Source organism: Spongiactinospora sp. TRM90649 (assembly GCF_029382225.1).
Taxonomy (GTDB): Bacteria; Actinomycetota; Actinomycetes; order Streptosporangiales; family Streptosporangiaceae; genus Spongiactinospora.
The window spans coordinates 58,016-72,597 of sequence record NZ_JARLTC010000027.1 but is presented as its reverse complement, the minus strand read 5'-3'; the positions used below and the strand labels follow the sequence as shown (position 1 = coordinate 72,597).

At 70.5% G+C, this 14,582-nt stretch carries 15 protein-coding genes; 7 read left to right on the top strand and 8 right to left on the bottom strand.

The window, feature by feature from the left end; translation table 11 throughout:
* The first annotated feature begins 13 nt into the window (after positions 1 to 13).
* Together P3X83_RS27845 and P3X83_RS27840 are read left to right on the top strand one after the other, a co-directional pair.
* Positions 14 to 1,042 carry a GDP-mannose 4,6-dehydratase gene (locus P3X83_RS27845; RefSeq protein WP_277308302.1) on the top strand — a complete coding sequence of 343 codons (1,029 nt, stop codon included), beginning with the start codon at positions 14 to 16 and terminating at the stop codon, positions 1,040 to 1,042.
* Positions 1,043 to 1,121: 79 nt separating this feature from the next.
* Complete coding sequence (locus tag P3X83_RS27840; RefSeq protein ID WP_277308197.1) at positions 1,122 to 1,904, top strand: DUF1707 domain-containing protein; 783 nt, start codon at positions 1,122 to 1,124, stop codon at positions 1,902 to 1,904.
* Between the two features lie 9 nt (positions 1,905 to 1,913).
* On the opposite strand, the gene P3X83_RS27835 is transcribed toward P3X83_RS27840, so the two are convergent.
* The 3 genes from P3X83_RS27835 to P3X83_RS27825 form a co-directional block, all read right to left on the bottom strand.
* Positions 1,914 to 3,122: a cytochrome P450 gene (locus tag P3X83_RS27835; protein WP_277308196.1), complete on the bottom strand. Its 1,209-nt coding sequence runs from the start codon at positions 3,120 to 3,122 to the stop codon at positions 1,914 to 1,916.
* A 184-nt stretch (positions 3,123 to 3,306) separates the two neighbouring features.
* A complete protein-coding gene (argG, locus tag P3X83_RS27830; protein ID WP_277308195.1) occupies positions 3,307 to 4,755 on the bottom strand; it encodes an argininosuccinate synthase in 1,449 nt (482 codons plus the stop codon).
* 89 nt (positions 4,756 to 4,844) lie between these two features.
* Positions 4,845 to 6,071, bottom strand: coding sequence for an esterase-like activity of phytase family protein (locus P3X83_RS27825; protein ID WP_277308194.1), 1,227 nt, complete (start codon positions 6,069 to 6,071; stop codon positions 4,845 to 4,847).
* Between the two features lie 105 nt (positions 6,072 to 6,176).
* Between P3X83_RS27825 and P3X83_RS27820 the strand changes: the two genes are divergently transcribed.
* The 3 genes from P3X83_RS27820 to P3X83_RS27810 are packed head-to-tail and all read left to right on the top strand — an operon-like array spanning position 6,177 to position 8,460.
* Entirely contained in the window at positions 6,177 to 6,512 is a 336-nt protein-coding gene (locus P3X83_RS27820) for a helix-turn-helix transcriptional regulator (RefSeq protein WP_277308193.1), read from the top strand.
* Positions 6,509 to 7,450 carry a permease prefix domain 1-containing protein gene (locus P3X83_RS27815; protein WP_277308192.1) on the top strand — a complete coding sequence of 314 codons (942 nt, stop codon included), beginning with the start codon at positions 6,509 to 6,511 and terminating at the stop codon, positions 7,448 to 7,450. Before P3X83_RS27820 ends, P3X83_RS27815 begins: the two co-directional genes overlap by 4 nt.
* 44 nt (positions 7,451 to 7,494) lie before the next feature.
* Complete coding sequence (locus P3X83_RS27810) at positions 7,495 to 8,460, top strand: NAD(P)-dependent alcohol dehydrogenase (RefSeq protein WP_277308191.1); 966 nt, start codon at positions 7,495 to 7,497, stop codon at positions 8,458 to 8,460.
* Here P3X83_RS27810 and P3X83_RS27805 read toward each other — a convergent pair.
* The 3 genes from P3X83_RS27805 to P3X83_RS27795 all read right to left on the bottom strand — a co-directional run bounded on the left by P3X83_RS27805 (position 8,450) and on the right by P3X83_RS27795 (position 11,224).
* A complete protein-coding gene (locus P3X83_RS27805) occupies positions 8,450 to 9,715 on the bottom strand; it encodes a sigma factor-like helix-turn-helix DNA-binding protein (RefSeq protein ID WP_277308190.1) in 1,266 nt (421 codons plus the stop codon). The genes P3X83_RS27810 and P3X83_RS27805 overlap by 11 nt on opposite strands.
* On the bottom strand, positions 9,712 to 10,080 hold the full coding sequence (locus P3X83_RS27800) for a hypothetical protein (RefSeq protein WP_277308189.1): 369 nt from the start codon (positions 10,078 to 10,080) through the stop codon (positions 9,712 to 9,714). The genes P3X83_RS27805 and P3X83_RS27800 overlap by 4 nt, the downstream gene beginning before the upstream one ends.
* A gap of 427 nt (positions 10,081 to 10,507) precedes the next feature.
* Positions 10,508 to 11,224, bottom strand: a complete 717-nt coding sequence (locus P3X83_RS27795; protein ID WP_277308188.1) for a polyprenol monophosphomannose synthase — start codon at positions 11,222 to 11,224, stop codon at positions 10,508 to 10,510.
* A gap of 119 nt (positions 11,225 to 11,343) precedes the next feature.
* Between P3X83_RS27795 and P3X83_RS27790 the strand changes: the two genes are divergently transcribed.
* Positions 11,344 to 11,916, top strand: a complete 573-nt coding sequence (locus tag P3X83_RS27790) for a TetR/AcrR family transcriptional regulator (protein WP_277308187.1) — start codon at positions 11,344 to 11,346, stop codon at positions 11,914 to 11,916.
* Between the two features lie 100 nt (positions 11,917 to 12,016).
* Positions 12,017 to 13,216 (top strand): Cmx/CmrA family chloramphenicol efflux MFS transporter, encoded by a 1,200-nt coding sequence (locus P3X83_RS27785; protein ID WP_277308186.1) that lies wholly within the window; start codon positions 12,017 to 12,019, stop codon positions 13,214 to 13,216.
* A gap of 527 nt (positions 13,217 to 13,743) precedes the next feature.
* Here the strand turns inward: P3X83_RS27785 and P3X83_RS27780 are convergent.
* Both P3X83_RS27780 and P3X83_RS27775 read right to left on the bottom strand, forming a co-directional pair.
* On the bottom strand, positions 13,744 to 14,157 hold the full coding sequence (locus tag P3X83_RS27780; protein WP_277308185.1) for an HAD-IA family hydrolase: 414 nt from the start codon (positions 14,155 to 14,157) through the stop codon (positions 13,744 to 13,746).
* Between the two features lie 20 nt (positions 14,158 to 14,177).
* Complete coding sequence (locus P3X83_RS27775) at positions 14,178 to 14,555, bottom strand: DUF2255 family protein (protein ID WP_277308301.1); 378 nt, start codon at positions 14,553 to 14,555, stop codon at positions 14,178 to 14,180.
* Between the last annotated feature and the right edge of the window lie 27 nt (positions 14,556 to 14,582).

The window sequence follows — 14,582 nt, the reverse complement described above, 5'->3', positions numbered from 1 at the left end:
GATGGAGGACCCGTTGGCCAGGCGCGCGCTCATCACCGGCATCACCGGGCAGGACGGCTCCTACCTCGCCGAACACCTGCTCGACGCGGGCTACGAGGTCTGGGGGCTGATCCGGGGGCAGGCCAACCCCCGCGTGTCACGGCTGCGCCGCCTGCTCGGTGACGTGCGGCTGGTGCGCGGCGACCTGCTCGACCAGGGATCGCTGATCTCGGCGGTGGAGCGGGTGCGGCCGGACGAGGTCTACAACCTGGGCGCGATCTCCTTCGTGCCGATGTCGTGGGAGCAGGCCGAGCTGACCGCCGAGGTCACCGGGATGGGCGTGCTGCGGATGCTGGAGGCGATCCGGGTGTGCTCGGGGGTATCGGCGTCGCGGACGGCCGACAGCGCCGGACAGATCCGCTTTTATCAGGCTTCCTCCTCGGAGATGTTCGGGCAGGTCCGCGAGACCCCGCAGACCGAGCGCACGCCGTTCCACCCGCGCTCACCGTACGGCGTGGCCAAGGCGTACGGGCACTTCCTCACCCAGAACTACCGCGAGTCGTACGGCATGTTCGCCGTCTCCGGCATCCTGTTCAACCACGAGTCGCCGCGCCGGGGCGCGGAGTTCGTCACCCGCAAGGTCTCCCTGGGCGTCGCACGGATCAAGCTCGGCCTGGCCGCCGAACTGCGGCTCGGCAACCTGGAAGCGCGCCGCGACTGGGGCTACGCGGGCGACTACGTGCGCGCCATGCGGTTGATGCTGGCCGCCGACGCTCCGGAGGACTACGTGATCGGCACCGGCCGTACGCACTCGGTGCGCGAGCTGGTCGAGGCGGCCTTCGCCGCCGCCGGGCTCGACTGGGAGCGCCACGTGGTGTGCGACCAGGCCCTGCACCGGCCCGCCGAGGTCGACCTGCTGTGCGCCGACCCGAAGAAGGCCCGCACCCTGCTGGGCTGGGAGCCTTCGGTCTCGTTCGAGGAGCTGATCGCCCAGATGGTCGAGTCGGACATCCGGCTGCTCTCCGACGGGGGCGACCCCGACCAAGATTCTTCCTGGCCGTGAACTTGCGGCCACATCGCCCATGCCCACGGGGTTTTAGGTAGTTTTGCAGCACGGATGGAACATGCAGGGAGGGGCCGCCGTGCAGCCACATATCCGGGTCTCCGATGTCGAGCGCGACCGCGTGAGTGAGATCCTTCGGGAGCACTACGCGGCCGGACGGCTGAACCACGACGAGATGAACACCCGAGTGGGCGCGGCCCAGTCGGCGGTGAACTGGGCCGACCTGTACGGCCTGCTCGCCGACCTCCCCGTGATCCCCGGCATGACCCTCCAGCCGGCCGCCCCGCCGCCCGGCTACGCCCCGCACATACCCCCGGGATACCCAGGCCCGCCGCCGCGCAAGCCCGGCGCGCCGTACAGCACGGCCGCGTGGGTCTGCTTCGGGCTGGGCTTCTTCACCCTGGGCACCGCCTGGCTGCCCGCCCTGATCTTCGCCGCGCTGGCGAGCTCGGCCAACCGGGCCGCCGAGCCCAAGGAGTCCAAGCTGGCCAGGCACCCGGGGCCCTTCATCCTCGGCACGCTGCTGGTGGTGGTCGCCACGGTCGCGGGCGGCATCAGCATGTTCTCCGCCGCCCAGCCGAGGCACGAGGTCGCCATAGAGGTGACGGGTGAGAGCGGCGGCAAGGTCTTCTCGGTGCGCACCGGCATCGACGGAGACGAGCGGAGCACCACCGCCCGGCTGCCCTATGAGAAGAGCTGGCCGGTGCGCGGCTCCATCGACGACCTGGACCTGCAGGTCGATTCCATCGACGGCAAGCGGGCCCCCTCCGACCTGGCCTGCCGCATCAAGCTCGACGGCGAGGTCGTGGCGGAGGGCTCGATCTACGAGAACAGCTGCCAGGCGAGGTGGGAGGAGGACTGACGTCCCCGCTCAGCGCAGGGTGACCGGCAGCTCCTTGATGCCGTTGATGAAGTTGGACCGCAGCCGTCGCGCCTCGCCCGCCTGGCGGATGCCGGGGAAGCGCTTGGCCAGTGTCTCGAACAGCACCCGTAGCTCCAGCTTGGCCAGGTGGTTGCCCAGGCAGAAGTGCGCCCCGCCGCCGCCGAAGCCGATCTGCGGGTTCGGCTCGCGGCCGATGTCGAAGGCGTCGGGCGAGTCGAAGACGGCCTCGTCCCGGTTCGCCGACGAGTAGAAGATGACCACCTTGTCGCCCTCGCGGACCTGCTTGCCGCCGAGGACCGTGTCGGCGGTGGCCGTACGGCGGAACAGGTTGACCGGCGAGACGTAACGCACGATCTCGTCGGCGGTCGTCGCGGCCATGCCCGCCGGGTCGGCCACCAGCCGGTCCCACTCGCCGAAGTTCTCGAAGAAGGCGAGCATCCCGCCGGAGGCGGCGTTGCGGGTGGTCTCGTTGCCCGCCACCACGAGCAGCAGCACGAACAGCTCGAACTCGTCGTCGCTGAGCGTCTCGCCGTTCTCGTCGGGACGCAGCAGGCGGCTGGCGATGTCGTCCTGGGGGTTCTCCCGGCGCTCGGCGGCCAGCCGGGCGGCGTAGGAGTAGATCTCGGCCGCCGCCGCCATGCCGTCATCGGGGGTGGCGGCGTAGTCCGGGTCCTCCGCGCCGATCATCCGGTTGGACCACGCGTACAGCTTGTCGCGGTCCTCGACCGGCGCGCCGAGCAGTTCGCAGATCACGTAGAGCGGCAGCGGGGCGGCGATGTCGTGGACGAAGTCCACGTCGGACAGCCGCTCGACGCCGTCCAGCAGCACCTCGCAGATCTCCCTGATGTGCTTCTCCAGGCGGCCGATCACGCGCGGGGTGAAGCCCCGGTTGACGAGGCCGCGGCGGCGGGTGTGCTCCGGCGGGTCCTGGTTAAGGATCATCATCCGCTGGACGGCCATGGCCTCCTCGGGCATCTCGTTGAACAGCGAGAGCTTCCTGGCCGAGGAGAACAGGGCGGAGTCACGCGAGACCCGGACCACGTCCTCGTGGCGGGTGACGGCCCAGAAGCCGGGCCACTGGCGCTGGGCGTCGCCGGAGTGCCAGAACACCGGGTCGTTGGCCCGGAGCCAGCGGAACTGGTCGTGGGGGGCGCCACGGCGCGCGTAGCCGTCCTGGTCCACCACATTGATGATCATTTCTTCCCCTCACCAAGCGCTCGGCACGAGACCTGAAACGCGTTCTATTACGCCCGCTCGGTCGCGTCAAGCCGCGAGATGGGCGTCCGGTGGGGGAAAACAACGGATATCGGGGAGTGAGCGTAGGGTTCCGGCAAACGCCGGCGCCCCGCCGCAAGGGCGGGGCGTCGGTCATCGTGGCAGGTCAGTCGGTGCCCGACTCCATCGCGGCGTGGTCGAGCAGCACGTCGTCCTCCGGGACCTCGCCCCGGGAGGCGATCGCCTCGGCGCCGCCCTCGTCCATCTCGCCGATCAGCTCGGTGGGAGGCGTCGGCGCGGCCCCGAGGAGGGTGCGGTGCGCGTTGCCGACCATGCCGAGCCCGGCGTACTGCTCCAGCCTGGCGCGGGAGTCGGCGATGTCGAGGTTGCGCATGGTGAGCTGGCCGATCCGGTCGACCGGGCCGAACGCGGAGTCCTCGGTGCGCTCCATGGACAGCTTGTCCGGGTGGTAGCTGAAGGCGGGGCCCGCGGTGTCGAGGATGGAGTAGTCCTCCCCGCGCCGCAGGCGCAGGGTCACCTCGCCGCTGACCGCCGTGCCGATCCAGCGCTGCAGCGACTCGCGCAGCATCAGCGCCTGCGGGTCGAGCCAGCGGCCCTCGTACAGCAGCCGGCCGAGCTTGCGGCCCTCGATGTGGTAGCTGGCCAGTGTGTCCTCGTTGTGGATGGCGTTGACCAGGCGCTCGTAGGCCGCGTGCAGCAGGGCCATGCCGGGAGCCTCGTAGATGCCCCGGCTCTTGGCCTCGATGACGCGGTTCTCGATCTGGTCGGACATGCCCATGCCGTGCCGTCCGCCGATGGCGTTGGCCTCCAGCACCAGATCGACGGGGGAGGCGAACTCCTTGCCGTTGATGGTCATCGGACGGCCCTGCTCGAAGCCGATCGTGACGTCTTCGGCGGCGATCTCGACCGAGGGGTCCCAGAACCGGACGCCCATGATCGGTTCGACCGTCTCGATGCCCGCGTCGAGATGTTCGAGCGCCTTGGCCTCGTGGGTCGCGCCCCAGATGTTGGCGTCGGTGGAGTACGCCTTCTCCGCGCTGTCCCGGTACGGCAGGCCGCGTTCGAGCAGCCAGCCGGACATCTCCTTGCGCCCGCCCAGCTCGCTGACGAAGTCGGCGTCGAGCCACGGCTTGTAGATGCGCAGGGAGGGGTTGGCGAGCAGGCCGTAGCGGTAGAACCGCTCGATGTCGTTGCCCTTGAAGGTGGAGCCGTCGCCCCAGATCTGGACGTCGTCGTCCATCATCGCGCGCACCAGCAGGGTGCCGGTGACGGCCCGCCCGAGCGGGGTGGTGTTGAAGTAGGCGCGACCGCCGGAGCGGATGTGGAACGCCCCGCAGGCGAGTGCCGCGAACCCCTCCTCCACGAGGGCCGCACGGCAGTCGACGAGCCGGGCGACCTCCGCGCCGTACGCGGTGGCGCGGTCGGGCACCGAGGCGATGTCGGGCTCGTCGGCCTGGCCGACGTCAGCGGTGTAGGTGCAGGGGACCGCACCCTTCTCGCGCATCCACGCGACCGCTACCGAGGTGTCGAGACCGCCGGAGAAGGCGATGCCGACACGTTCACCGAAAGGCAGGGAGGTGAGTACCTTGGACACGAGTAGAAGTATATGCACACCTATGCATGACCATGCAAGGCGACTCGGAGGCCGTTCCCCCGGAGCGGGGAAACGGCCTTGGGGTGCGCCTACCGGCGGTAGGCGCGGGGGTCGGCGTGCAGGCGCTCGGCGAGGCGGATGGTGATGAACTCGTTGTTGTCCGGCACGCCCGGGGTGCGGCCGTTGGAGCCGGGGAAGTTGTTGTCGTCCAGCACGCCGAGCGTGCGGTCGTCGAGGATCACCACGTCCTCGATGGTCTGGAACGGGAAGCGGAAGGTCTCGCCGAAGCCGCCCACCCGCTTGGGGTTGGCCACGTCGAGCAGGTCGGCCACGAGGGTCTTGTCCATCGCGCCGTCACGGTCGCGGTCGCGGGCGTCGGCCAGGTAGATGCGCTTGAAGGCCGCCGCGTCGCCCTGCAGGTTGTCCCGCTCGATGATCAGGAAGCGGTGGTCGTCCACGGTGATGGCGTCGCCGATGGCGTTGGCCGGGTTCTCCAGCCGGTAGGTGAGCCGCTTGCCGGTGTACGCGCGCTTGCGCAGGTCGAACTCGTACATCCGCAGCGCGCCCGCCGGGTCGCCGGCCACCGTGCCCTCAAGGAGCGGGTAGAGCCTGCGGCCGTCCGCCGACCTGGCCATGCCCTCGAAGCCCTTGCTGGAGCCGAGGTTCGGCTGCCCGCCGTTCAGGTAGGGGTTCTCGGGGGCCTGGACGCCCGGCAGCAGGATCGGCGGCTCCAGCAGCCGGCCGGTGGCCGACACGTGCAGCAGGGCCGGGCCGAACTCGTCGCCGATCCAGTAGGTCCCGTCGGTGAGCCGCACGATCGACTCGATGTCGAAGTCCGAGCCGGTCAGCGTGCGGTCCTGCCTGACGAGCGGCCACGGCACCAGCCGCTTGGGGTCGGTGAGGTAGAAGCCGCCGAGCACCTGGACCGACCCTGAGCGGAAGTCGGGCTTGATCCGGTGCACCCGCAGCAGGAAGTCGGCGCTGTTGCGCTTGTTGCCGAAGCCGTTGTCGGACAGCGCGTCGAAGGTGCCGTCGTGCCGGTCCACGACACCGCTGAAGCCCTGCACCGGCTGGCCGGGGAACGGGGCGGCGACGCCGTTGACCGGCGCGGGGTCCAGCAGCGTCCCGGAGATCGGGCTGCCGGGCACGTAGGTGAGCGCGGGCAGCGACGCGAAGCCGGTCAGCGTGGCCCGGCCCCTGGCGTCGCCCGCCCCCGAGGTGACGCCGTCCGGCGTGGGCTCGGCGTGCGCGGGAGAGGCGAGGGCCAGCCCGAGGGTCAGGACGGCGGAGCCCGCCGCCAGCGTGATGCGTTTCATGGGCCGCACGGTAGGGCGGTCAAATGACGCGCAACCCAACAGAGCGCAACAGAACCCCTGCCGGTCTCGTTGCCAATATTGTGTGTCACACACTATTGTGTCATCATGCTCGAAGAGGAGCTTCTCTCCACCCACCTGCAAGAGCTCCGGCGGGGCACAGTCGTCCTCGCCTGCCTGCTCGTACTCAAACGCCCCAACTACGGCTACGCCCTGCTCGACCTGCTGAACCGGCAGGGCTTCGCCGTCGACGCCAACACCCTCTACCCGCTCCTGCGCCGTCTGGAGAAACAAGCCCTGCTGACCAGCGACTGGAACACCGAGGAGTCCCGGCCGCGCAAGTTCTACCGCACCAGCGCCAAGGGCGAGGCGCTCGCCGACACCCTCAGCAGCGACTGGGACGACCTCGCAGCCGCCTTCCGGCTCCTCAAAGGAGAGTTGTGACCGGCACCCTCACCGACCGCTATGTGGCGGCGGCACTGCATCACCTGCCCGCACGGCAGCGGCCCGAGATCGAGAAGGAGCTGCGAGCCTCCATCGCCGACACGCTCGACGGCCGCCTCGACGCCGGTGACGACCCGGCGGACGCCGAGGTCGCGGCGCTCACCCAGCTCGGCGACCCGGCGCGCCTGGCCGCCGGATACGCCGACCGCCCGCTCCAGCTCATCGGCCCGGCCCTCTACCTGGACTACCGGCGGCTGCTGACCGCGCTGCTGGTGACGATCGTGCCCGCCGTCGCGGTGGCGGTGGGGCTGACCCGCGGGCTGGCCGGGGCGGGCGCGGCCGACGTGCTCGGCGGCACGCTCGGCGCGGCGGTCACCACGGCCGTCCACATCGGCTTCTGGACGACGCTGGGGTTCGCGGTCATCGAACGGCTGGCCGTACGGGGGCCGCTGCGGCGCTCCTGGACCCCGGACGCGCTCCCGGCCGAACCCAGCCGCCGCCTGCGCTACGCCGAGCTGATCAGCGTCACCGTGGTGACGGTGCTCTTCTCGGCCGGGCTGCTGCTCTCCCCGTCCTTCAGCACCGAGACCGACGCCGCCGGCGCGCCGATCGGGCTGTTCGCGCCCTGGCTGTGGGAGACGGGAGTGGTCTACTGGTTCGTCGCCGTGGTGGCCGTCGAGCTGTGCTTCGTCTACGCCAGATACTACGCGCGCTGGAGCGTGCCGCTGGCCGTCGCCGGGGCGCTGGCCGACTTCGCCGCCCCCGTGACGCTGATCTGGCTCGTGCTCAACGACAAGGTGCTCAACCCCGCCTTCGTCGCGGCGGCCGGATGGCCGCCGGAGGTGCCCTACTTCATCGGCGTCGGCCTCGTGGTGATGTCCGTGCTCACCATCCTGCACACCGTCGCCGAAAGCCTGCGCCGCGCCCGGAACCGCTGAGTCCGTTGAGCCCGTTGAGTTCGTCCTACCGAGAGGAAGATCCCATGAAGGCGATCGTCTACACCAGATACGGCCCGCCCGAGGTCCTGAGCTACGCCGACGTTCCGAAACCCGTGCCCGGTGACCGTGAAGCGCTCGTGCGGGTGCGCGCGGCGTCGGTCAACTTCGGCGACCGGGCCGCGATGCGGGGCTCGCCGGGGATCATGCGCCTGGCCTTCGGGTTCCCGCGCCCACGCAAGACCATCCTGGGGCGCGCGGTCGCTGGCACCGTGGAGGCCGTCGGTCCGGGCGTGACCCGCTTCGCACCCGGCGACGACGTGTTCGGAGAGGCCGCCCAGCTCGGGTTCGCCGAGTACGTGGCGATTCCGGAGAAGCGGCTCGCCGCCAAGCCGCCGGAGGTCACCTTCGAGCAGGCCGCCACGCTGCCGGTGGCGGGCGTGACGGCGCTGGCCGCGCTGCGCCTCGGCGACGCGGGGCCGGGGCGGAACGTGCTCGTCAACGGAGCTTCCGGCGGTGTCGGCACGTTCACCGTCCAGCTCGCCAAGCGCCTCGGCGCACGGGTCACCGCCGTCTGCCGGGCCCGCAACGCCGACCTGGTCCGCTCGATCGGCGCCGACCAGGTGATCGACTACACCACGACGGACCTGACGCAGTCACCGGAGCGCTTCGACCTCATCATCGACCTCGCGGGCGGCCACCCGGTGTCCGCGATGCGCCGCCTGCTCACCCCACGGGGCACCTACGTGGCCACCACCGGCAACGGCGGCGCGTTCCTCGGCCCGCTCCCGCTCATGCTCGCCGTCCTGGTGACCGCTCCCTTCGTACGGCAGAGCCTGCGCCCCCTGGCCGTCGGGACCGACGCCGACGATCTGGCCCGGCTCGGCGAGCTCACCGCCAAGGGTGAGATCACTCCGGTCATCGAGGCCACCTACCCCCTGAGCGCCACGGCGGAGGCCATCCGCGCCCAGGAGACCGCCCACGCCCAGGGCAAGATCGTCCTCACCGTCTGACCTCCGCCCGCGCCGCGTCCTCGACGCTCTGCCTCCACTCGTCTTCCGTCGCGAACAGGACGGCCATGGCCTGCTCGAACGCGGCGGCCGAGTCCTCCGGCCGGCCCGCTCGATCCAGCTCCAGCCCGAGCCTCAGCAGGGCCTGGCTCATGCCCTCGACGTCGTAGCCCTGGTGGTAGTGCGTGATCGCCTCTTCGAAGGCGGCGACGGCCTCCTCGACGCGACGGGCTCGGAACAGCGCCAGGCCGCGGCGGACGTGCGACTGCGGATCGGGGCCGATGTTCGCGTACGACCGGTACTCCTCGATCTCGTCGATCCGGACGACACCGTCCTGAATGGCGCGCGCGAGCAGGTCCGTCTTGGTTGGGGCCGGGCGTCCGACGCTCGCGTACTTCATCCGGGCCCGGTGGATGTAGTCACGAACGGTGGCCTCGCTGATCCCCATCCGGCGGGCCACCGACTGCTTGCTCATGCTCTGGAACCAGAGCAGCAGAGCCGTCCGCTCCTGCTGGGAGAGACGCGGCGAGGTGTCCCGGTTCATCGCCTCGACCATCGCGGGCGGCACGGTGGGGCGGTCGTCGGCGACAGCGAGGATCGTCTCCACCAGGGCATCGCCGGACGTACTGCCGTCGAGCACGGCCACCGCCCCCGCGTCGAGGGCGGCCCGGACGGCCTCCGCCCTGGGCGGGTATCGCAGGTGCGCGATCACGCGCCGCCCCGGCGCGCAGGTGGCGGCGATGTGGCTCGCGAAGCGGACGTCGTCGCCGCTCTGGTCGATCACAAGGACATCGGGGTCCGGCGGTACCGAGTCGACGGTCGGGCCGGTCGCGACGAGGTCCAGACGCCGCCCGGGGTCGGCGAGGATCATCGACCGGATGCCCTCGGCGAGGACGGTCTGCTCGGTGACCAGCGCCACGCGCACCCGGGCGGAAGCGGAGGCATCCGGGACGCTCACGGTCGGCTGTGGCCGCGCCGTGGTGTCCCCGTCGCGGTTCACGGCCCGGTTCCAGCGCGCCCGCCATTCCTCCGCGTCGCCGCCGCACGCCTTCACCATGGCGAGGGTGACCGCGAGGCTGGGCAGGCTCCTGCCGCTCATCGCCGTCGAGACGGTCGCGGGGGAGCGCTCGATGAGCGCGGCGAGGGTGCGGACCGGCGGCTCACCGGCCGTCTGCCACAGGTTCCGCAGGGCCTGGGCGAAGGCGGCGAACGGGCCGTCGGTCACGGGGCCCATGGGGCGGCCGCGGCCCCGGGTCATTTGTCGCTCTCCCTCGCGATTCCGTTGAGGACGTTTCGCCCGATGGCCATCAGCGCGCTGCGGCCGTATATCGCGGCGGCGGATATTCCGAGGGACCACAGCGCGAGTTGGACGATCTCGTCGTCGGGGACGCCGAGCACCCGCAGCGTGCCGAAGAAGACGAGCAGGCTGATGGCGAGAACCACGAAGAAGGCCTCGCCGCAGCGGGTGGAACCGGACGGCTTCCGCGTGCCGTCCTCGGGGCCGGTCGTACGGTGACCGGCGGCCTGGTCGGCGTGGCCGAAGGGGATGTCCGCCGGGGGGATGCCGGCGAGGTCGTCCAGGGCGGCGTGCGCGACCGGTCTCTGGGACGCAGTGTGCGACATGTGCGGCTCGATCTTTCCGGGGACTGCCGGATATTCCATCTGAAATCAGGCGATTGATGGATAAATCGGTTCCCCATTGGCGGACTTGCGGTCTGATGGTCTCGGGCACTGGCCGCCTGTGGTTGGCGCCACAGGGCAGGCCATTGAACCGATGGTTGCATATCACGGCTTAGGTGACAATGCTGGGAAAGGCGCATCGAATTGGTGCTGATTTGTTCAGTGAACAATGCGCGCGATGCCCGTCGAACGCCCGACTCCCGAGGGCCCGTGCCGTGAGCGATGCTGGAGCAGTCGATCTTTCTGTTCCGATGGTCTCGGGCAGTGGGTGCGACAGGCCGTTCACCGGCCGCCCGGACCGGATCTTGTTGGCGCAAACCGGTCCACGCGAAAGCCCTCTCCGCACGCGGAGAGGGCTTCGTCGTGCCGATCAGCGCTTGAAGAGCAGCCGCCAGGGCATCAGCGCCGACTCCAGTTGCACGCGCAGGCTCATCTTGGACGTGCCCGCCCGGCGGTCGGAGAAGTGGATGGGGATCTCGATGATGGTCATTCCGGCCCTGGACGCCCGGTAGTGCATCTCGACCTGGAAGCTGTAGCCGCCGGAGGCGATGCCGTCCAGGTGCAGGGCGGCCAGGTCGGCGGCCCGCCAGATCTTGAAGCCGGCCGTGACGTCGCGCAGCCTGATCCGCAGGATGGTGCGGACGTAGAAGTTCGCCCAGGCCGACAGGGCGCGGCGGCGCAGGCTCCACTCGGCGGCCAGGGTGCCGCCGGAGACGTAGCGGCTGCCGATCACGCAGGCGGCGCCGGTCGCCTCGGCGGTGCCGAACAGGCGGGGGACGGCGTCCACGGGGTGGGAGAAATCGGAATCCATCTGGACCACGTAGTCGGCGCCGTCGGCGAGGGCGGTCTCCAGGCCCTGCACGTAGGCGCGGCCGAGCCCTTCCCTGACCTTGCGGTGGACCACCGAGACGTGGCCCGGGTGCGCGGTGGCGAGGTCGTCGGCGACCTTGCCGGTGCCGTCGGGGGAGTCGTCGTCCACGACGAGGATCCGCAGGCCGGGGATCGGCAGCGCGAGCAGCTCCGCGGCGAGGGCCGGGAGGTTGTCCGCCTCGTTGTAGGTCGGGATGACGACGGTGACGGTGGCCATGGTGGGGTCATGTTAGCGGCCGGATGATCGGTTTGACGCGGGTAAGCGGTTTTGTGTCAACCGGCTGATCGGACAGGAGTATTGCACTGATCAGTCTAAAATGTGTTAGCGTGCTCGGTATGGCGCGACCGAGGGGGTTCGACGAGGACCGGGCGATCGAGGCGGCGATGCGGGCGTTCTGGGGCGCGGGCTACGAGGGCACCTCGACGCAGGACCTCTGCGTGGCGACCGGCCTCGGGCGCAGCAGCGTCTACAACACCTTCACCAGCAAGCGCGACCTGTTCGCCAGGGCGCTGCGCCATTACATGGCCGACCGCAACGCCTCGATCGCCGAGCTGCTCGGCGGCGATCTGCCCGCCCGGGAGAGGATCCGCGCGATGCTGTGGGGGGCGGTCGATCCGCCGCCCGGCGAGCCCGCCGGGTGTCTCGTGGTCAACTCCATGGTCGAGGTGGCCCCGCACGACGCCGAGCTGGCCGGGGTGCTGTCCGCCGACTACGACCGGCGGCTGAAGATGCTCGTGGCGGTGCTCGAAGAGGGCATGCGGGCCGGAGAGGTCGACCCAGGCAAGGACGCCACGGCCCTGGCCCACTTCGTGATCGCCACCATCGGCGGGCTGCGGGTCGCGGGGCGCGGCGGGGCCGACCGGGCGACGCTGGAGGCGATCGCGACCACCGCCATGACCGCCATCTGAAACGAATCGCACCTGAGACCGCCCGGCCGGGCGGCGCTTCGGCGCGCCCATGTTTTGAACTGATCGATCTAAAATCATCGTGAGTCAAGGAGTCCCCTCGATGCCGCTGGCCGTCTACATCCTGGGCTTTTCGATCTTCGCCCAGGGCACCTCGGAACTGATGCTCGCCGGGCTGCTCCCGGAAATGGCCGCCGACCTCGGGGTTTCGGTGCCCGAGGCGGGGATGCTGATCTCCGCGTTCGCCGTCGGCATGCTGGTGGGCGCGCCGGTGCTGGCGGTGGCCACGTTGCGGTGGCCGCGCCGTACGGTGTTGCTCACCTTTCTCGGCATCTTCATCGCCACCCACGTGGTGGGCGCGCTGACCACCGACTACACCGCGCTGCTGATCACCCGGGCCGCCGGGGCGTTCGTGTACGCCGGGTTCTGGGCGGTGGCCGCGGTCACCGCGGTGAGCCTGGTCCCGGCGAACGCCAAGGGCCGGGCGATGTCGGTCGTGGCGAGCGGCCTCACGCTCGCCACGGTCTTCGGGTTGCCCCTGGGCACGGTGCTCGGCCAGCGTCTCGGCTGGCAGACCGCCTTCTGGGCGGTGGGCGTGCTGTCGGCGCTGTCCGTGATCGGCATCCTGGCCACCGTGCCCGGCGGCAGGCCGTCCGGCGAGAACGTCCCCCGGCTCGGCCGTGAGCTGCGCGCGCTGGTCAGCCCCCGGCTGTGGCTCGCGTACGGCACGACCGCGCTGATCACGGGCGCGCTGCTGGTCGTCTTCAGCTACCTGGCCCCGTTCCTGACCGAGACCACCGGCCTGCCGCCCGCCATGGTCCCCGTCGTGCTGGGCGTGTACGGGGTGGGCTCGTTCATCGGCGTCACCATCGGCGGGCGCACAGCCGACGCCCGTCCGTTCGCCACCCTGTTCGTGGGGGTGGCCGGGGTGATCGTGGTTTCGGCGGCCCTGGCCCTCGCCGCGCGGGAGCCGGCGCCGACCATCGCGCTGGCCTTCCTGCTCGGCGCGTTCGGCTTCGGCGTCAACCCGGCGCTGAACACCCGGGTGTTCTCGCTGGCGGGCGACGCCCCGACGCTGGCCGCGGGGACCAACGTCTCGGCCTTCAACGTCGGCATCACGGCCGGGCCCTGGCTCGGCGGGCTGGCGATCGGGGCGGGGGCGGGTTACCCGTCGCTCGCCTGGATCGGCGCGGCGCTGGCCCTGGCGGCGCTCGCGGCCGTCGCCGGGTCGGCGGCGCTGGCCCGCCGTACGCCCCGGGCGCGGGTGCCGGAGAGCCCGGCACCCAGTGTGATCTCCGCCTGAGCGGCGCAATTGCCGGAAATAATGGAATATTGCGTGTGATAAGCGGGCTTGTCTGATGTAACTTTCAATCAGTAATTATATGAGCATCGCTCGGGTCGTCCGATTCCCGATTTTAGGGCATGGTCAACCCTGAGTCGATCATGTTATTCTCGCCGCAACCCGATCTCCATTCGGGACAAGTCCACCGAACTGCGGCGATCCCCCATGTTCTGTCATGGGAAAGCGCTAACAGTGGCGCTCGCCCCATACGGCGGACGAGGTGTGAAGTCGTATGAAACGACGCGAATCATGGTCGCCGGTCCCGGCCGGCCGGTCGGCGAGGTGCGTTGCGGCCACTGTCAGGCCGGAGCGCGAGGGCCCCTCTCCGTCCGTCCACCGGGAACGGCCGGCCGGTGGCCGCCAGGCGGGACGGCGGGCTCTCGACGTCGAACCGCCGGGCCACCGGCCGACACCGGTCCGGGGGCGCAGTGCCACCGGAGGCGAGCCCTCCGGTGGCACTCCTCACCCCCGGGCCTCACCCCCGGGCCTCACCCCTCCCCGGCGGCCAGCAGCCTCTCGATCTCGCCGATCGTCCGCTCGTTGTCGCGGTGCAGCACCGCGTGCACCCCGCCTTCGCGCGCGGCGGCGACGGCCCGGTCCATGTCGTCCACGAACACCGTCTCCTCCGGGCGGACGCCGAGGCGTTCCCAGGTCAGCGCGTAGACGCGCGGATCGGGCTTGTTCATGCCGACCTCGTGTGAATAGACGATCAGATCGACGAGGTCCTCGAAACCGTAGGCGGCCTGCTCGCGTTCCCGCGCGCCGACGAAGCTGTTGCTCAGGATCCCGGTGGCGTACCTCGGCCGGAGCCCCCGGGTGTACTCGATCAGTTCGGTGTTGGGCACACCGAGGTACTGCCGCCACAGATCGGCCATGAACGCCTCGACCTGCGGGCCGGTCATCCCGAGGCGTCCGGCGGGCGTCAGCGCGGTAGGAGCTTCAGGGTGGTCTCGCGGGCGGGGCCGGCGATCATGGGATCGACGTAGTCGGGGCTGTAGTGGCCGTACTTGGCCCGGTAGGCGTCGTCGATCCGTTCATTGAGGCCGGGGTCGGTCTCCTCGGTGAAGGTGACGTCGGCCTCAATGCCGTCGGCCTGGACGTGGCCCCGGTGGGTGGTGACGGCGGCGCGGTACCACTTGCCGTCGTGGCCCCGGTAGGAGCGGGCGAACAGGTCGTCGTCCACTCGCACGACCCAGATCGGGACCTCGTGCCGGGTGGTGCCGTCCTTCTCGGCCGGTGCGACGTGCAGTTCGTCGGCGGCACCGATGCCGTCGAGCTGATCCTTGGTCCAGTCGCTCATGGTCCTGCCTTTCTGTGCGGATGTTCG